The 19,702-nt window shown below is 57.0% G+C and carries 11 protein-coding genes; 9 read left to right on the top strand and 2 right to left on the bottom strand.

Annotated features, from left to right (window positions below; genetic code table 11):
* Nucleotides 1-13 precede the first annotated feature (13 nt).
* Together msrQ and msrP are read right to left on the bottom strand one after the other, a co-directional pair.
* Nucleotides 14-628 (bottom strand): protein-methionine-sulfoxide reductase heme-binding subunit MsrQ, encoded by a 615-nt coding sequence (gene msrQ / locus ACWAU4_RS10555; protein ID WP_044734415.1) that lies wholly within the window; start codon nucleotides 626-628, stop codon nucleotides 14-16.
* Nucleotides 625-1,620, bottom strand: a complete 996-nt coding sequence (msrP, locus tag ACWAU4_RS10550) for a protein-methionine-sulfoxide reductase catalytic subunit MsrP (protein WP_071237617.1) — start codon at nucleotides 1,618-1,620, stop codon at nucleotides 625-627. The genes msrQ and msrP overlap by 4 nt, the downstream gene beginning before the upstream one ends.
* A gap of 279 nt (nucleotides 1,621-1,899) precedes the next feature.
* Here msrP and rmuC point away from each other — a divergent pair, with 279 nt between their 5' ends.
* From rmuC to recD, 9 genes are all read left to right on the top strand, one after another.
* Nucleotides 1,900-3,396 (top strand): DNA recombination protein RmuC, encoded by a 1,497-nt coding sequence (rmuC, locus tag ACWAU4_RS10545; RefSeq protein WP_208125957.1) that lies wholly within the window; start codon nucleotides 1,900-1,902, stop codon nucleotides 3,394-3,396.
* Nucleotides 3,397-3,519: 123 nt separating this feature from the next.
* Nucleotides 3,520-5,394 (top strand): transglycosylase SLT domain-containing protein, encoded by a 1,875-nt coding sequence (locus ACWAU4_RS10540; RefSeq protein WP_208126171.1) that lies wholly within the window; start codon nucleotides 3,520-3,522, stop codon nucleotides 5,392-5,394.
* 170 nt (nucleotides 5,395-5,564) lie between these two features.
* Nucleotides 5,565-6,281 carry an EAL domain-containing protein gene (locus ACWAU4_RS10535; RefSeq protein WP_093982997.1) on the top strand — a complete coding sequence of 239 codons (717 nt, stop codon included), beginning with the start codon at nucleotides 5,565-5,567 and terminating at the stop codon, nucleotides 6,279-6,281.
* 13 nt (nucleotides 6,282-6,294) lie between these two features.
* The gene (locus ACWAU4_RS10530) at nucleotides 6,295-7,197 is read left to right on the top strand and encodes an AAA family ATPase (protein WP_096141712.1); all 903 of its coding nucleotides are present in this window, start codon (nucleotides 6,295-6,297) and stop codon (nucleotides 7,195-7,197) included.
* On the top strand, nucleotides 7,085-8,185 hold the full coding sequence (locus ACWAU4_RS10525) for a DUF58 domain-containing protein (RefSeq protein WP_243756853.1): 1,101 nt from the start codon (nucleotides 7,085-7,087) through the stop codon (nucleotides 8,183-8,185). Before ACWAU4_RS10530 ends, ACWAU4_RS10525 begins: the two co-directional genes overlap by 113 nt.
* Complete coding sequence (locus ACWAU4_RS10520; RefSeq protein WP_208125955.1) at nucleotides 8,182-10,245, top strand: transglutaminase TgpA family protein; 2,064 nt, start codon at nucleotides 8,182-8,184, stop codon at nucleotides 10,243-10,245. The genes ACWAU4_RS10525 and ACWAU4_RS10520 overlap by 4 nt, the downstream gene beginning before the upstream one ends.
* A gap of 65 nt (nucleotides 10,246-10,310) precedes the next feature.
* Entirely contained in the window at nucleotides 10,311-13,940 is a 3,630-nt protein-coding gene (recC, locus tag ACWAU4_RS10515; protein WP_208125953.1) for an exodeoxyribonuclease V subunit gamma, read from the top strand.
* Between the two features lies 1 nt (nucleotide 13,941).
* A complete protein-coding gene (gene recB, locus ACWAU4_RS10510) occupies nucleotides 13,942-17,619 on the top strand; it encodes an exodeoxyribonuclease V subunit beta (RefSeq protein ID WP_208125952.1) in 3,678 nt (1,225 codons plus the stop codon).
* Nucleotides 17,616-19,601, top strand: a complete 1,986-nt coding sequence (recD, locus tag ACWAU4_RS10505; protein ID WP_243756852.1) for an exodeoxyribonuclease V subunit alpha — start codon at nucleotides 17,616-17,618, stop codon at nucleotides 19,599-19,601. The genes recB and recD overlap by 4 nt, the downstream gene beginning before the upstream one ends.
* Nucleotides 19,602-19,702: the final 101 nt, after the last annotated feature.

The following is a 19,702-nucleotide window of genomic DNA, read 5'->3' as shown; positions in this document are numbered from 1 at the left end:
ACACGCCTGAACTTCAAACTGCCGGCCAGAGGCGCCTAAACCAGTTGAATCTCGGCAGTCTTATCGCCAACAACAGCAACATGGCAGCAAGGTAAAGACTGGGCTCAATGATTTCAGACTTCACCGACCAGTAATAATGCACAGGTACCAACAGGGCAATGGCATAAATACTGTAGTGCAGTTGCTGCCAGCGTCGCCCCATCCGGCGCTGCAATGCCTTGAACGAGGTCAGCGCCAGCGCAGCAAGCAACAACCAGGCGCTGGCCCCCACCAAAATATAGGGACGCTTGATAATTTCACTGAGTAGCAGCTCCCAGGCAAACAGCAAATCCAGGCTGAAATAGCTGAGAATATGCAAGCAGGCCCAGGCAAATACCCAGAGTCCGAGCAAACGCCGGGTCTGCATCAACAACCCCAGTTTGAATTTTCTGGCAACTGGCGATACCAACAAGGTGGCCACCAAGGCGTTGAGTGCCCCTTTGCCGGTAAAATGGATAATATACTGCACAGGATCGCCACCGGCACTGTCTGTCACCACTTGCAGAGCCAAATAAAGCAGTGGCAAACCGGCCGCCAGATGCAGCAACGCCTTTAACCAAGGCAGTAGCTTGGGATCTAAGCGCATCAATAATATTTCCTTAAATCCAGATCCCGGTAAAGATGGGCTACCTGCTCGCCATAACCGTTGAACATCTGGGTAGGGATCCTTTTGGCAGAGAAGATCCCACCTTCGGCAATCCGCCGCTCTGTCGCCTGTGACCAACGCGGGTGATCCACCTTGGGGTTCACATTGGCATAAAAACCATATTCATGGGGTGCCAGTTGATTCCAACTGGTCGGTGGCTGTTTGTCCAAAAGCCTAATTTTCACGATAGATTTAATGCTCTTGAAACCGTATTTCCAGGGCACCACTAAACGCACGGGAGCACCATTTTGCGGCGGCAGTGTCTTGCCATAGAGACCCACCGACAGGAAGCTTAACTCGTTCATCGCCTCATCGAGTCTCAATCCCTCCACATAGGGATAATGAATGCCGCCGCCCATCAAGCGATTGCGTTGCCCAGGCATTTGCTCGGGATCAAACAGGGTTTCAAAGGCCACATGAGTCGCAGAGGATTTGACTCCGGCCTTGGCCAGCAAAGCCGCCAGCGGAAAGCCTACCCAGGGGATCACCATGGACCAGGCCTCGACACAGCGCAAACGATAGTGGCGCTCCTCCAGGGGAAGCAACTTGAGCAGATCGTCATAGTCCAGCGTCAAAGGGCGCTCGACCTCACCTTCCACTTTCAGCATCCAGGGATTGACCTTGAGGCCCTGACTGTTTTCGAAGGGATCTTGTTTACCTGTGCCAAACTCGTAGAAGTTGTTATGGCGGATCACCTTGTCAAGGGGTGTCAGGCTTCCCGGTAATTGAAAGTTCGGGTTGCTGCGATAGTTGAGATTTGAGGTCACAAATGCCTCGCTCTCGCGCTTTTCACCAAAAAGGTCAAACAGGCCTGCCTGAACATGGCCGGGAATACTGGCACCTATGGCGCCGAGCCCCAACGCCTTGACTATGTTGCGTCGATCGCGAAACACGGCTTCCGGCGTGACTTCTGTTGCCGGCAACTCCCAGGGCATTTGCCTGCCGATACCCTGGTTAAATTTTTTATTGCTCACAGAGACCTCTCAATAGCTGCAGTCAATTCAGTTTATAAGACCCAGGCAGGCAAAGAAAAATTTCTTGCTGGAATAATTCCTGCGGCTCCATTGGCTGAACCTTGGCTGACAAGGGGTACAAAATGGGCAACTCTTGGCCATTTATCCTGAGTCTGCATGCCCTGGGCCTTGAAGGCCCTGACTCATTCTGCGACTCTATCCGGGTTTTCCGCTCCTCTTTTTGCACTCAAGGGACATGATATGGACTTGGCCACCACAATTTCCGCGCCTCAACTCATTGCCGCCGCAGCCGTATTACTGCTGGGTATCTTGCTTGGCGCCCTCTTTAATCAGCGCATGACCCGCGGCCGCTGGCAACAGATCAAAGACCAGTTGGTGCTGCAACATGAACAAAGATGCAGCGAACTCAACGAACAACTCAGCAGCAGCCAGGAAAAAGCCGAATGGCTGGTGTCCCAGCTCGGCAAGGCAGAGGCCATTGCCGAGCGGGTGCCCGACCTTGAACAGCAACTCAAGGATGCTCAGCGCAAGCAGTTGGAAACTCAGTTAAACCTGTCAAAGTCCAATGCCATGCAGCAGACAATCAGCGCCCGCTTCGACGCCGAGCAACAGGCGCTCAACGATAAGATTGAGCTGCTTGAGCGCAGTGAAACCCGCCTGAAAGAGCAATTTGAAAACCTGGCCAACAAAATTTTTGAAGACAGAAGCGAAAGGCTAAAATCCCAGAATCTATCGCAGCTAGATGGTGTTCTTGGGCCGCTGAAGCAACAACTCGAAGGATTCAGAAGACAGATTCATGAATCCTACTCACAGGAACAGAGTGAACGTTCCTCACTGAAACACCAGCTGGAAGATCTCAAGCAGCTCAACCTGCGCATGAGCCAGGATGCGGTCAACCTCACCAAAGCGCTCAAGGGTGACAACAAGCAGCAAGGCAATTGGGGGGAAGTGATCCTGGAGCGGGTGCTGCAGGAAAGTGGGCTCAGACAAGGGCACGAGTATGACGTGCAGCAGGATCTGAAAAATGATGCCGGCAAGCGCTTTAAACCCGATGTCATCGTCCACCTGCCGGCCAACAAGGATGTAGTGATAGATGCCAAGATGTCACTGCTAGCCTATGAGCGCTACTACAATGCCGAAACCGATGAACAGCGCTCCCTGGCGCTGCGTGAACATATCAACTCTATCCGCGGTCATATCAAAGGCCTGAGTCAGAAGGACTACCAGCAACTGCACGGCATCAAGAGCCTGGATTATGTGCTGATGTTTATTCCGGTGGAACCCGCCTTCCTGCTGGCGCTGGAACAAGAGCCGCAGTTGGTTAATTTTGCGCTCGAAAACAACATCATGCTCGTCAGCCCAACCAATCTTTTGGTGGCACTGCGCACCATCAATAACATCTGGCGCTACGAGTATCAGAACCAACATGCACAGAGGATCGCCAGGCAAGCCGGAAAAATTTACGATAAACTCTGTGGCTATCTGGAAGATATGGACAAACTCGGGCGCGCGCTGGACAATGCAGAGAAGTGTTTCAACGGCGCCATGAATAAGCTGGCTACCGGCAGGGGTAACCTTGTCCGCCAGGCTCACCAGATGCAACAGTTGGGCGTTGAAACCAGTAAACAACTGGATAAACAGTTGCTTGAAAAGGCGATGACAGAGACTTCCTTGCCGACAGACCAGGAGGTTGATGCCATAGAGGATTCAGAGCCGGACAGCGAACTGGCTTCCTGAGCTCAACCCCGCTCTCAAGTGAACCAGGCCATCAACAAGGAGTTTTAGATGCGCAGAGCCTTGACCCGAATCGCCCTCGCCGGCAGCGTTGCCTTGAGTGCATTGACAGTATCCACTCCCTGGATGCTGTTTCCCGGGATAGGCCATGCGGCCAAGGCACCTGCCGCTTTGGAGCAACAACGCCAAAGCTACCTAAAGGCCAGAGAAGCGCTGGATAAGGGCCAACTTGAGGAGTATCGCAAGCTCAGGGCCCAACTCAAGGATTACCCACTCAATATCTATCTGGATTTTCACGCCGAGCTGGATGACATAATGGCGCTTTCTGGCTCAAAGGCGCTAAAGGCATTGGACAAGTTTGAGCATTCACCCTTGCACGCCAGTGCCCGCCACAGGTACCTGGTGCAAGCCGGTGCCGACAAACGCTGGCAAGACTTTCTGGCCATTTCCCCAGAACTTCCACGAGCCACAGAGCTGCAATGCTATTTTTACCGGGCCAAGCTTGGCCAGGGTGAGGCTCAGGTCGCCTGGGATGGCGCTCGCCAACTCTGGCTCTATGGTCGCTCCCGTCCCAAGGAGTGCGATCCCCTGTTTAATGCCTGGAGCAAGGCCGGGCACCGCACTCAGGAATTGATTTGGTCGCGGATGATGCTGGCCTTTGATGCTGGCCAAAGCGGTCTGTTGCAGTATCTGGGGCGTAAAGTGACTCAGCATCAGAGCCAGGCCAAGCTGCTGCAGGCGGTATACAAAGATCCCAATCGCCTCAGGCACATGAATCAGTTTGATGGCGATGCCCCCATCTACAGCGACATAGTGTCCGCCGGGCTTAAGCGCCTGGCCCGCAAAGATCTGCGTCAGGCAGTTCGCCTGTACGTCAAGTATGAAAAAGCCGGCAGATTCAGCGATTTCCAAGGGCGACAACTCAACCGTTATCTGGTCAGACGAGCGCTTATCGTCGAGGACGAGGGGCTGAGAGATCATATCGACACCATGCTGCCGCTGCTCAAGGCCGACGATCTGACCGAGCGCCGTCTGCGCTGGGCTATTGCCGAGCAAAATGACGCCGATATCCGCCGTTTTCTGCCGCTGCTCAGCGACGAAGGCCGCAACGATGCCCGCTGGCGCTACTGGCACCTGAGGGTCAATGGCCGGGACGATACCATGCTCGAAGCGCTCAGCAAAGAGCGTAATTTCTATGGTTTCTGGGCCGCCGCCGAACTCGGTGTCGCCCCCAACCTGGCGCATGTGCCGACTCAATCCCAGGCGCAAATGCAGGCAAGACTCGCCGATGACAAGGCGCTGGCGCGGGTATCTGAACTGCTGGCACTGGATAAACTGGTCGATGCCCGCATCGAATGGGGCCAAATGCTCGCCCGCCACAACAAGCAGATGCGCGCCCAGTACGGCGTCTACGCTCAGCAGCAAGGTTGGGACGCGCTGGCGGTTGAAGCCAGTATTCAGGCCCGGCTATGGAATGATATGGAGATGCGCTTTCCCTATGCAGCAGACCCTTTCTTTACCCGGGCAGGCAAAGACTTCAAGGTCAATGTCAATGAAATTCGAGCAATCTCCCGCCGCGAAAGCGCCTTCTACCCTTATGCGACTTCGTCAGTGGGCGCCAGAGGCCTGATGCAGCTGATGCCGGCCACCGCCAAGCAAACCGCAAAAGAGTTCAAACTGGCGTTCAACGGCAGTCGCAGTCTGTACGACCCGGCCATCAATGTGCCACTCGGTAGCGCCTACTACACCAAGCTACTGGAACAGTTTGACAACAACCGGGTGCTGGCCGTTGCCGCTTACAATGCTGGCCCTCACAGGGTAAAGCGGTGGTTGAAGCAGAGCGATGGCAAACTGGATGTGATGAGCTTTATCGAAACCATCCCCTTCAGCGAAACCCGCTCCTATGTGCAGGCCGTATTCACCTACCGGCAGATTTATGAGCTGCGTCAACAACAGGCGCTGCCACAATTCAGTGAAACAGAGCTTGGCCGCCGCTATTGAAGCGGCGGTGAATTGGCACTGAGTCAATTTCCCAACGCTTTGATATTAAAGCGCTTGTTCCTCGCTGTATTTTTCAGCGCTCGGTACTTTAGTGGGGTAAATGGGCTTGTTATCCCACGGCTATAATGGGAATAATTAGCATTCATTTAGCTAACTCCGTTGATGACTGCATGGATCTTTCTCCTCCGCGGCACATTGCCTGCGAATATCAGCCACTTGTTTGCCCCAGGGCCCTGACCATTCAGGGCTATGAGGCCCTGGCCCGCTTTTACAATCAAGAGGGAAAGGCGCTGGCGCCCAATCTGGTATTCGACTGGCTGCACAGAGACAGCCGCGCCCTGGCGGCGGTAGAACTGCAAGCCAAGCTGTTGCAACTCAATCAGGCGCCTAAAACGCCAAGGCTGCACCTGAATCTGGATCCCCACGCGCTGGACAGCACCAACTGTCAATGCATGATGCAGGCGCTGGACAAATATCAGCAGCAAACCGGAGGCTTGACGGTAGAGCTGATAGAAAACACCTGTGTCAATGACGCCGATAAGGCCCAGGCACTACTCAAGGAACTGCACCGCCGCGGGATTACCGTGGCGCTCGATGATGTCGGTGCTCCCCATGCCATGGTGTCGCTGCAACTGCTGACTGCCATCGACTGCATCAAGCTCGACCGTCACTGGCTGAGTGCCATCAAGGCACCACTCATGGCTAAGCTTTTGGAAAATCTGCTTAATTTTGCCAAGTCCTGCCAAAAAATAACTATACTCGAAGGAATTGAAACCGAGCAGCACCTGTCTCAGGCACTGGCTTTGGATGTGGATTTAGTGCAAGGTTTCTATTTCAGACCTCAGTTCATCCAGACGGAGCCGGAACTGATTTCAGTGACCATCTAACAAGGAAGCCAATGTGTCCAAGAGCCAGATAACCCAGGTACTGCAGCAACTCGAGCAAGTTTTGATAGGCAAGCCCAGGGTAATACGGCTGGCACTGGCCTGTTTACTGGCCCGCGGCCACCTGCTGATTGAAGATCTGCCGGGCATGGGCAAAACCAGTTTATCCCACGCACTGGCGCAAACCTTAGGCTTGAGTTATCAGCGGGTTCAGTTTACCAGCGACATGCTGCCGGCGGATATTCTCGGGGTTTCCATCTTCGATAAGCAGCAATCTGAGTTTGTATTCCACCCAGGCCCCATCTTCAAACAGATGGTGCTGGCCGACGAAATCAACCGCGCCAGCCCCAAGACCCAGAGTGCCTTACTCGAGGCGATGGCAGAGCGGCAGATCACTGTCGACGGTGTGACCCACAGGCTGCCGCATCCTTTTTTTGTGGTCGCCACCCAAAACCCCACCGACCAATCAGGCACCTTTCCACTGCCGGAATCCCAGCTGGACCGCTTTATGATGCGCCTCTCCATTGGTTATCCCAGCCAGGACGCCGAGCTGGCCATGCTCAAAGGGCAAGAGCGCACTCAGCCCCTGCCCCAGTGTCTGAGTGCGCTCGAGCTGGATCAACTGCAGCAGGAGTGCGAGCAGGTGGCCGCTTCCGATGCCCTGCTTAACTATATTCTGGCGCTGGTGGAAGCTTCCCGCAGCCAAAACGAAGGCTATGGCCTTTCCCCCAGAGCCACCAAGGCGCTGCTGGCGGCGGCCAAGGCCTGGGCCTATATCCAGGGGCGTCAATATCTGGTGCCCGAAGATGTGCAAGCAGTGTTTGGCGCCGTTGCCGAGCACCGCCTGCGGCATTCGAGCCAACTTCAGGGCGAGCAGTTATCGGCCAAGTTACTCGGCACCATTAATCCCATTCGGTAACAATGAGATGGCCTCTGTGACCTCCCTCTTCTCTGCCCGGTTCAACCGCTGGTTGTCACGGCGTATTCCCGCCGCCAAAGAGCAACGTTTGAGCCACAGAAGCATCTTTATTCTTCCCAGCGGCTTCGGCGTTATCTGGCTGGCGCTGGTACTGCTGCTGTTTCTGTTCGGCACCAACTATCAAAACAACCTGGTGATCGGCCTGGCCATAGTATTGGCCAGCGTGTTTCACACCTGCATCATTCACAGTTACCGCAACTTAGCGGGACTGAGACTCAGTGCCCGTAAGCCTCCGCAAGCCTACGCCGGCGACAGCCTCTCCTTCCCTGTGACCGTCAGTGCCGACAGAAGCCTGTTTCGGCTCGGTTTCAGCTACCCGGGAGAGCGGCAAGTCTTTGTCTCCTGTGTCGATAACCAGGAGCAGACGGCTTTGGTGCCCATGCAGCCAAGACCCAGGGGCCTTTGGCATCCAGGTAGACTCAAGGTGGAGTCCTGCTACCCTCTGGGGCTCTGCCGCGCCTGGTCTCATCTGGATCTCGACACCAGTCAATGGGTGTTTCCAGCGCCTGTGGTCAGCACACCTAAACTGGGGCGCAGTGAACACGTCCCCGAATCCCAAGACAGTGGCGAGTGGCTCAGCGGCGTCGATGAATACGCCGGGCTTAAGAGCTATGTTCCGGGTGAATCGCTCAAACAGGTGGCCTGGAAACAGTGGGCTCAGGGCCGAGGCATGCTCAGCAAGGAGTTTGCCGAGCCTCAGGGGGCGCCCTTGTGGCTGGAGCTTGATAGCAAGTTAACCGGCGATGAGTTGGAAAAGCGCCTGGGTGAGCTGAGTTATCAGGTCAATCAACTGGACCATTCAGGCCAAACCTGGGGGCTTAAGTTAGCGGGCAGGACCATAGCGCCTTCTCAAGGCGAACCTCAGCGTCAGGAATGCCTCAAAGCCCTGGCGCTCTATCCGGCCAAGGCTGAAGGTACCGGCCGATGAAAGCCGCGCGCTTGAAAGCAACGCTCAAGGAGACCTCGGAGGAGATCATCACCCGCCGCACCTTGCTTTGGCTGCTGATCACCAATCTGGCAGTGCTGGCGCCGCTTGCAGGCAAAATCACCTTGGGAACCCTGGGGATCTGCGCCATCTGTTTTGTCTGGCGCTTGGGGATCTATCTTGGCAAGGTCGCCAGGCCCCCCAGAGTGCTGGTGACTGTGCTGGCTATTGCTGCGGCGCTGACGCTGGCGCTGGTGAGTCGCGAACTTGGCCTGCTCAATGCCCTGGTCAACTTGTTAATCCTCGGCTATTCCCTCAAATATATCGAAATGCGCAGTCGCCGCGATGTCAAAGCCGTGGTACTGGTGGGCTACTTTCTTATCGCCCTCACCTTTATCGACCATCAGCAGATGCTCGACGCCCTGCAACTCTCGCTGGTGGCGGCGCTCAACACCTGCGTGTTGGCAAGCCTCTACCACGAACAGGCCTCGTTCAATCGCCAGATCAAGCTAACCCTGGTGCTGCTGGCACAGAGTCTGCCGCTGGCGCTGCTGCTTTTTGTGGTGCTGCCGCGTTTCAGTCCGCTTTGGATGGTACCGCAGATGAAAAGCAGTACCACAGGTCTGTCCGATGAGCTGAGCTTTGGTGATATCTCGCGCCTGACCAAATCCAACGAGCTGGCATTTCGCGCCAGTTTCAAGGGCCAGATACCGGCTCCGGAAGACAGGTATTGGCGCGCACTGGTATTGGAAGAATATGACGGCAAACGCTGGCAGCAGTCACGGGGAATAAAGGCGCTGCAGCAAGACAGCTTTATCATGAATCGCCGCCCCGAACCCGGCGCCCCCAAAGGGCCTTTTATCGATTACAGCATCATAGCCGAGCCGAGCGGCCAGCATTGGCTGTTCGGCTTGGATCTCGCCTACAGCATGGATCCACGCCTGGTGAATCTGCCGGACTTTCGCCTCTATGCCGTGAGACCGGTAGAACAAAGGTTGCAATACCGGGTGATGAGCTATCCGGATGCCCCCCTGGATAACCGCTTGAGAGCGCCGCTGCGGCAGCTCAATCTGAGCCTCCCCGATGAAATCAACCCCCGCAGCCGCAAACTTGCCGCCGATTTTGCCCGCCGTTACCCGCAAGCCGAGCAGCGCTTGACGGCCATGATGCAGTATTTCAACAGCCAGCCCTTTTTCTACACCCTGACGCCCCCACCGGTGGGGCCGCAGCAACTGGACGACTTTTTGTTTGAAAATCGCGCCGGTTTCTGTGTTCACTACGCCTCGGCATTCACCTTCATGGCCAGAGCCACCGGCTTGCCCGCCCGCATTGTCACCGGTTATCAGGGCGGCGAATACAACCCGCAGGCCGGTTATCTCAGCGTGTATCAATATATGGCCCACGCCTGGAGTGAAGTCTATCTCGAAGGCAAAGGTTGGGTACGTTACGACCCCACCGCCATGATAGCGCCCGAACGAATTGAGCAGGGTTTCGACTCCCTGTTCAGCCCGGAAGAAAGCTATCTTTCCGAACTGCCGTTTGCCGGGGTGCGGACCAGCGACTGGTACAACAGCCTGAGACTCAGGCTCGCCAGCCTGGATTACTACTGGAGCGTCTGGGTACTGGGTTTTGACAACGCGCGCCAGCAAGAAGTGCTCTCCAAACTGCTGGGGGAAGTGAGTATCGGCCGCCTGGCAGCCTTGGTCCTCGGGGTGATGGCCCTTACCTTTATCGTCATTTTGTTCACCACTGGCCTGCTGCGGCTTAAAAGAGGCCCTGACAGCATCAACCGTCACTATCTCAAGGTATGCCGCCAGGCTGCCAGGCTCGGGCTGCCAAGGCCGGCTTCCCTGGGGCCTGTGGATTACGCCGCGGCGCTTGCCGCGCGCTGGCCGGCGCTGACAGAGGAGATAGAAAGCTGGACCTCTCTCTACATTCAGCTCAAGTATCAAGACGCTTCCAAGGAGTCGGCGATATATAAACGCCGCTTTATCCGCCAGTCCCGCGCTTTGTGGTTCAAACTGCTGAAACAAGATTTGCAACCCGATAAATCAAGCACCTAGAATAGAGCACCTAGAATAGATCACCAAAGCAATAAACGGCCCAAAGCCAGGTAACCTTGCTGCCTATGTTTACTCTTATCCAGTCCAACAAGATGGAATTGCTGTCAGCCACGCTGGCAGACCGGCTTCGTGATGGCGTGCCCGGCATGTCGCCGCTTAGCTGTGAGCAAATTCTGGTGCAAAGCCCCGGCATGTCCACCTGGCTCCTTCTGGAGCTTGCGCGCCACAATGGCGTGGCAGCAGCGCAGGAGTTTCCGCTGCCGTCCAGCTTTATCTGGCAGCTCTGTTATCTGCTGCTCGATGATGTGCCCAAGGAAAACCCCTTTACCAAGGCGGCGATGACCTGGAAACTGATGGCGCTGTTGCCCTCCCTTCTGGATAGAGACAATTTTGCACCGCTCAGACATTATCTGGGCGACGATGTCGAGCTCAAACTGTTTCAACTCAGCGGCCGTATCGCCGATATTTTCGATCAATATCTGGTATACCGTCCGGAATGGATCCTCGGTTGGGAGCAAAATGAATCCCCGCTGGAGATAGCGCCGCAGCACGCCTGGCAACCCGAGCTTTGGCGCGAGTTGGTGCGTTACAACAATCAGGAGTTGCAACAGAGCCATTACCACAGGGCCAATCTGCACCAGGCGCTGATAGAAACGCTGACAGGCGGCAACGATCATGCCTTGGAAGGCCTGCCGCCCCGATTGTTCGTGTTCGGGATCTCCTCGATGGCGCCGCAAACACTGGATGTACTCTATGCGCTCGCCAGTCGCATCGAAGTAGTGATGCTGAGCCTCAGCCCCTGTCGTCACTATTGGGGCGATATCATAGAGCCCAGGGCGCGGGCGCGAATGGCGCTGGCTTTTGAGGGCAAGAAACAGTTGCCCGAGCTCTGGGAAGACAAGCTGGAAGTCGGTAATCCCATTCTGGCCAATAACGGCCGTCTCGGCCGCGAGCTGCTGGATATGGTGCTGGAGCTACCCCCTGAGCGGCTGGAACTGGAAGAGCTGTTTCACCCAGGCAACACAGATACCCTGCTCGGCGGCATTCAAAATGACATTCTGGAGATGGAAACCTTAGGCGAGCCTCTGGGGCCGGATGTCAGCAAATACCTGAATATCGCCCGGCGCAGGCCCTTGGCCGCCACCGACGACTCCATCACCCTGCGAAGCTGCCACAGTCCGCTGCGGGAAGTGGAAACCTTGCACGATCATCTGCTGCATCGCCTGCGCAGCGACCCTTCGCTGGCCGCCAAGGACATCATGGTGATGCTGCCTGATGTGGCCGCCTACGCCCCCTATATCGATGCGGTGTTTTCCGCCAAGAGCGGCGATCATTTTATCCCCTATGCCATAGCCGATCGCGGCGCGGCTCAGGAATCCCCCTTAATTGCCGGTTTTCTCAACCTGTTGGCGCTGGACAAGAGCCGCTTTGGCCTGACAGACATCATCAGTATTCTCGAAGTGCCCGCTGTGCTCGCCCGCTTTGGCATAGCTCAGGAGGAACTGGAGCAGCTCAAGGGCTGGCTCAAGGCCGCCGGTATTCGCTGGGGCCGCGACAGTCACAACCGTGAAGAGCTGGGCTTGCCCGGGTTTGACAAACACTCCTGGGCCTTTGGGATCCGTCGCATGCTGCTGGGCTATGCCCTGGGCGATGATGCCGAGCTGTATCAGGGCGATCTGCCGCTGGCCGGTATTGAAGGCCAGTCGGCGCAGGCGCTCGGCAAGTTGTTGAATTTTATCGAAGCACTCGATAACTTCAGGGAAGAGCTCAAGCAGCAAACCCCACCGGAAGAGCGGGTGGCGCAGCTTAACGCCCTGCTCGATGCCTTTTATCTGGCCCAGGAGGACGATGCCAGGGAAGAGATCAACGACATTCGCCAGGCCATAGACAGATTCGCCGAAGAGCTGCGACTGTCGGGCTTTAGCGGAGTATTGCCGCTGACAGTGGTTTGGCAATGGTTCAACTCAACCTTGAGTGAGTCCAGGGTCGGTCAGCGTTATCTCGCCGGCAGCGTCAACTTCTGTACCCTGATGCCGATGCGATCCATCCCCTTCCGCCAGGTGTGTTTGCTGGGAATGAACGATGGCGTCTACCCCAGGGTACAACATCCTGTGGGGTTCGATCTCACCGCCCATGAAAAGCCAAGACGCGGCGACCGCTCAAGACGCCTGGATGACAGATACCTGTTTCTCGAAGCCTTGCTGTCGGCCCGGGATCAGCTCTATATCAGTTACATAGGCCACAGCGAGCGCGATAACAGTGAGCGTATTCCCTCCATGCTGGTATCGGAATTGCTGGAATACATTCAGCTGTGTTATCGCCCTGACGAGGCACAATTTACGCCGCCCGCAGTGCCCACAGATGCCGATGAGATTGCCGCCCTTGGCGATCTGGCGGCCGATGCGCTGATGCAGCGCCTCATCATTCAGCAGCCGCTGCAGCCCTTCGATGCCCGGCTCTACAGTGACAGTGAGCTGCCCGGCAGTTTTGCAACCCAGTGGTGCCCCCGGGAGATGTTTGCCGCCCAAAGCCCGGCGCCTTTTATTGAACATGAGCTGGGCGAGGAAACCGCCCTCAAGGAGCCGGAGCTGGAACTCTCGGCGCTGATCCGCTTTTTCCGCAACCCGGCGCAGTATTTCTGTCAGCGGGTACTGCAACTGGACTTGAGGCTGGATATCGACAGTCAGGACAATGATGAGCCCTTTGAGCTCAACGCCCTGCAACGCTATCAGCTGCAGCTGCTGATGATGCAGGATGCGCTGGAAGACGAGCGTGGAGAGCTGAATGAAACCCTGCTCGACAAGCTCAAGGCCGAAGGTCTGCTGCCGATGGCGCCGTTTGACGATCTGCTGCTGGATCAATACCGCCGCGATATCGCCCCGGCGGTGGAGCGCACCCGTTTTCTTCGCGCCGAATTGCCCAAGCCGGATGCCATTGAAATAGCGCTCAAGCTTGAGGTCAATGGCCGCGAGCTGCTGCTCTGTGGCCGTATCGAAGACTGCTACCCCAAGGGGCTGGTCAACTTAAGGCCGGGTACCACCAAGCCCAAGGATCTGTTGAGCCTCTATATTCGCCACCTGTGCCTCAATGCCAGCGGCATTCACAGGCACAGCTATCTGCTGGATGCCGGTCACTTCCACGCCATGGCGCCGCTCAAGGCCGAGTCCGCCAAGGCCCTGCTGGGTCAGTTGGCCGCCTTGTTTGAACTGGGGCAGCACAGGCCGCTGCCCTTTATGGCGCAAACCTCCATGGCGTACTTCAGCGCCGAGGTAGAAGATGGATTGCCCATTGACACTGAACATCAGCTGCGGCTTGCTGAGGCCGAAAGCGCCTGGTTGGATGATGCCGGGTTCGGTGACGGCCAGGATCCCCATAACGCCCGCCTGTTCCGCTTTCCGGATGACTTTGGTTTAACCCTTGATAACAGCGCCTATGCTGGCACGGCGACGGATTTTGGGCTCAAAGCTGGCGAACCTAAGTTGAGTGAAGATGAGTTGAGTGAAGATGAGTTGAGTGAAGATGAGTTTACCCTGAGCAACATGAGTACGGGGTTGCCGGACGGCTGGCAACTCAGACTCAAGCAGAGCCTGAGTTTCCCGGGGTTGGCCCAGGGGATTTTGGCGCCGCTTATCAGCCTTTACCACAAAGACAAACTGGCCGCCCTGGCCGATTTTACCCAGATGGGACAGGAATAATATGCAAGCACTGGAGCCATTGAGTTTACCGCTGAGCGGCCGGCGCCTGATTGAGGCCAGTGCCGGAACCGGCAAGACCTACACCATTTCCGGCCTCTATCTGCGCTTATTGCTGGGTGATTTTGAGCGCCCGGGCCTCGGTTGTGAGCAGATCCTGGTGGTCACCTTTACCAACGCCGCCACCGAAGAGCTACGCGACAGAATACGCAAAAGGATCCGCAGCTGTTATCAGCGCTTTATTGGCCTAAGCGTCAAAGACGATTTTATCGAGCAGCTTTATCAACGCTGCCCGCCAACTCAGCGAGCAACCGCCCTCAAGCAGCTGGATCTGGCGCTCAAGAGCCTGGATGAAGCCGCCATTTTTACCATTCACGGCTTTTGCCAGCGGATCCTCTCGGATATGGCCTTTGAGTCGGCGCTGCTGTTCGAGTCGGAATTTACCCTGGATGACAGCGAATACCTGCGCCAGAGTGTGCGCGATTTCTGGCGCCATGTCTGCTATCGGCTGCCAACAGCGCTGGCGACCGCGATAGCCTCCCATTATGCCACTCCGGATGCGCTGGGGCGCGAATTGAGACCTCTGCTCGGCGCCAGTCAAGCGAGCGCCAACCGCGACCCGGGGAAATTCGACCAATATGCCGAGCAGTTGCAGACTCAGCTTGCAAGACTGCGACTGAGCTGGCCAAGAGAAAGGGACGCCACCGAGGCCCTGCTCCACAGCCTGCCGCTCAACGGCACCAGCTATGGCAAGCAGGCCGATGGCTACCCCAAGCTCACGGCCATGCTGGAGCAGATGGACAACTGGGCCAAGTATCATCAGGGGCTGCCGACCCCGAAACTCCTGGACAGCCTGGCTCTCGGGTCACTGAAACTGAGAAAAGGCGGCGAAATCCCTACAGCACAACAAGCGCCGCTACTGGCGCAGATAGAAGCGCTCAGAGACAGCGTAGACTCGCTTATTCCGGCATTTCTCTATCAGGCAAGAGCCCAGATAGCCGAGCGTTTTGCCGAGCTCAAGGCCGAGCGCAACTTGCTGAGCCCGGACGATCTGCTGCTGACCCTGGCCAAGGCCATAGGCGGCCTGACCCAGACGGCGCCGGATAGCGGCCTTGCCATAGGTGAGCAGCTCAAGCAGGAAATAGGCAAACGCTTCCCGGTGGCGCTTATCGACGAATTTCAGGATACGGATCCGCTGCAGTTTGCAATTTTCTCCGGCATCTACCCGGCGCAATTGCCTGAGCAGGATGCGGATGCCGGCGCCCAGCCTGAACCCAAGCCAGAGCCTGACCCCAAACCAGAGCCAGAGCCAAGTCGAACTCTGTTGATGATAGGCGATCCCAAGCAGGCGATTTACGCCTTTCGCGGCGCCGATATCTATACCTATATCGAGGCCAGGCGCAATACCGCCGATCACTATAATCTGGACACCAACTACCGCTCGGCCAGCAACATGATTGCAGCAGTCAATCGCCTGTTTGCCGGTCGCAACGACCCTTTTATCAGTGACGCCATCCCGTTCGAGCCGGTCAAGGCCAATGACGCTGGCAGCAAACAGCTGCTCGCGCCCGGCGCAGACTCGGCGGCGCTGCAGCTCAGGCTGCTCAAGGAAGATCCGGACAAGGGCCTCAACAAGACCCAGGCCCGTAAACTGCTGGCCGAAGATGCTGCTGCCGAAATCGTGCGTCTGCTCAATGCCGCCAACCGTGGTGAGTGCCGCCTCAGTGGCAGTGAGCAGCCGCTGCGCGCCCGGGATATCGCCATTTTGGTGCGCGACAGAAATGAAGCCGCCGTCATGCAACAAGCGCTCAATAGTCGCCAAATCGGCGCCGTATTCCTCAGCCGCGACTCGGTAATGGTCACTGAAGAAGCGCGGGAAATCGCCCTTATCCTCAAGGCGCTCGCCAGCCCCAGGGATGAACGGGCGATTCGCTCGGCACTGGCCTGCCGCTTGCTGGGTTTCAGCGCCAATAAGATCCATGAGTTCAACCAATCTGAGACATTGCGCGCCGAGGTGCTCGATACCTTCATGTCGCTGCATGATCTCTGGAGCCGCCGCGGCATCATGCCGGCGCTGCTCAATCTCGCGGATCACTGGCAGCTGCTGGAACGGCTCGGCCGTGAGGCCAACGCCGAGCGGTGTCTTACCGATTTTCGCCATCTGGCGGAACTGCTGCAGCAAAAATCCACCGAGCTCGAAGGCATGAGCGCCCTGGTCAACTGGTTTGAGCAGGAACTGCTCTCCGGCCAAAGCCGTGAAGAGCAGCAACTGAGACTTGCCAGCGAACAAAATCTGGTGCAGATAGTCACTATCCACAAGAGTAAGGGGCTGGAATATCCTGTGTGCTTCATCCCCTTTGTCAGCCTGGCCCGCGACGGCAGTCGCCGCCCCTCGCCCATGCTGTACCACAAAGACAATCAATTAGTCTGGGATCTGGACGCCAGTGACGAAGGCTGGGAAGCCTGTAAACGCGAGACGCTGGCCGAAGATCTGCGCCTCTTGTATGTGGCGCTGACCCGGCCCATATATCGCTGTTATCTGGGGCTGGCCAACCACTGCCGCATGAACAAGACGGGCATCAACAGCTTTTTGAAAGATACCGCCATAGGCTATCTGCTCGGCATTGAAGACAAGGACTGTGACGGCGATAGGTTGCAAAGCGCCGCCGCATCCCTTGTTTGCGAGGCCATCTCCTTGACCGAAATAGGCGATGCAGACCCAAGTCGCCTTCAAGGCACTGAAAACCACTCCCAAAGCCCACTTTGTGCCCAGGTGCCGGCGGCGCGTCAAGGCGCGCCCTGGCGGGTTGGCAGCTATTCCGGCTTGGTCAAACATCTGCCCCACGAGCGGGTGTTGCCGGGCGCCGGTGATGAGGAGTTTGAAATCGAGCCTGCCTCTGTCTATGAACCGCAGGATGTCTTGCAGGCCAACCGCTTCAGCTTCGCGCGCGGCGCCAATGCCGGTTCTTTTATGCACCTGGTACTGGAGAAAATCGACTTTACCCAGGCCGAAGAGGAACTCTTGCTGCATCTGCCCCAGGCGATGCAGCAGTATGGCATCGACAGCGATTGGCAAGATGTGCTTTATAACTGGTATCGGGATCTGCTTAACGCCGACATCGCTCTGCCCCAGGGGCAGAGTCTGCGCCTGGTTGATCTCAGCAAGCGCCAAAAGCTGGTGGAGATGGAGTTTTATCTGCCCCTTGGCGGCGATACCCAGCTTATCGATACCGAGCTCAGCCGCTTGCTGGCCAAACACGGCTATGGCGGTGAGCTGCGCTTCGATGCCTTCAAGGGCATGCTCAAGGGGTTTATCGATCTCACCTTTGAATATCAGGGCCGTTTCTATATTGCCGATTATAAATCCAACCATTTGGGGGACGATTTCAGCGATTACAGCCAGGACAAGATGGCCGCCGCCATCAGCGAGCACAGATACGATCTCCAGTACCTGCTCTACAGCCTGGCGCTGCACAGATATCTGAGCCTCAAACTGCCGGACTATTGTTATCAAAGTCATTTCGGCGGCTGCTGTTATCTGTTTTTACGGGGCATGTCAGCGGCTCATCCCGGCGCCGGGGTGTTTGTGGACAGGCCGGATGAAGCGGTGATCCTGGCCCTGGATGCCTTACTCAAGGGCGAATCGCCCTCGAGCGCCCCTCAGTTGGAGTTGAGTCTATGACAGATAGCCCATCAATACTGCAAAGCAGCCAAGCTGTTACTGCGCTGCTCAAGCAATGGGAAGAGCAGCGGCTGCTGACGGCGCTCGACCGCCACTTTGCGCTGCAGATGGCCGCCATTCACCGGGAGCCATCGCCGCTGTTTCTGCTGCTGTGCGCCCTGCTGAGCCGCCAGTTATCATCGCAGCACGCCTGCCTGCCACTGGGGAGCATAGCTTTTGATAATCCGCTGGCAGAGCCCCACCCCAGCGTGCGCCTCAATACCGACCCGGCAAGCCTTGAGCTGGCGGTGGCCAATTTTGCCGCCGTCGGCGCCCCGGGTGAAGACAAACCCTTGATCCTCGACGCTGGCCGCCTCTACCTCAAACGCTATTATGATTTTGAGTGCCGGGTCGCCCGGCGCCTCACCGCCATGGCTGCCACTGAATACCCCGCTACCGACGAAGTGCGGCGCGCGCTCGATTGCCTGTTTTTGCCGCCAGCCAGCCATACTGGCCAAGCGACTATTGATGAAGCTGAAGCCGATAGTGAAGCTCAAACTAATAATGAAAATTCCGGCAAACGCGATTGGCAAAAAGTCGCTACCGCCACCGCTTATTGTCGCCAGTTGGCGGTGATCACCGGCGGCCCGGGCACAGGCAAGACCACCACGGTCACCAAGCTGCTGATGCTCCTGTGTCTCGGCAGTGAGATGAACATACGTCTGGTGGCCCCCACGGGTAAAGCGGCTGCGCGCCTGACCGAATCGATAAAGGCCTCCAAACAGCGCCTCGCCAAAGAACTTCTTCCCTTTGCCGCCGAGCTTGACCTTGGCGCTATAGACAAGATCCCCGAAGAAGCTGCCACTGTGCATCGCCTGCTGGGAGTGATCCCAGGCTCGCACAGATTCCGTCATCACCAAGACAACCCGCTGCATCTGGATCTGCTGATTGTCGATGAAGCCTCCATGGTGGACTTGCCTATGATGGACCGGCTGCTCGATGCCCTGCCCGCCAATGCCAGGTTGATACTGCTCGGGGATCAGGATCAGCTGGCCTCTGTGGAAGCCGGCGCCGTGCTCGCCGATATCTGCGCCGGTCTGCGCCACCAGCAGGACTGGCGCATGCGTTACAGCGCCGAGTTTGCCGCAACACTGACAAGGCTCACCGGCTTTGACCTCAGCGATTGCGTCAATCTCGCCCCCGGCATAGGCAATAATCTTTGTATGCTGCGTCACAGCCACAGATTCCGCGGCGATGCCGGCATAGGCGTGCTGGCCAAGGCGGTCAACCTCAGTGATGGCGCCGCGATAACTGATGCCTGGAATGGCGGCTATCAGGAGCTTGAGTGGCTGGAAATCGGTAAACAGCAGCAGGGGCTGGCTCAGCTTCTCAGCCAGGCCTGTGAGCACTACCGCGACTATTTGGAAGTGGTGCACAGGCCGGACATCGGCGCCGATGAGATCATCGCCCGTTACAACCGCTTTCGACTGCTGTGCGCCACCCGTGGCGGCGATTTCGGTGTCGAGGGGATCAACCGGCAACTGACACAAGTGCTGAAACAGGCCGGACTGATCGCCCCGCAGCAGGAGTTTTATCCGGGCCGACCGCTGATCATCCAAAGCAACGATTACAACCTGGGGCTGTTTAATGGCGATATCGGCGTTATTCTGCCCGACCGAGACAGCAACAGGCTGCTGGCGCACTTTATTCAGGCCGACGGCAGTGTGCTCAAGGTGTTGCCAGCGCGTCTTCCCGGCCACGAGACCTGTTTTGCCATGACAGTGCACAAATCCCAGGGCAGTGAATTTGATTCTGTGGCCTTGGTGTTACCGCCGAGCCCGAGCCCGGCGCAGCTGCAACTGCTCACCAAGGAGCTGATCTACACCGCCATTACCCGCGCCAAGCAGCATTTTTGCTGCCTGGGCAACAGCTCAGTGTTTGATGGTGCCTGTCGTCGCCTCACTCGCCGGGCCTCGGGGCTGGCCGATAGGCTGTGGCAATGATTGTGGCAGAGATTATGGCTGTAGCCGGGACTATAACGAAAACAGCAACCGGGGCAGATGCCATACGGCCCCGCTTCGCTCTGGCGGCAAAATAACCAGAT

This window comes from Shewanella sp. FeAMO (assembly GCF_053653955.1).
This window is presented reverse-complemented; position numbering and strand designations above follow the sequence as displayed.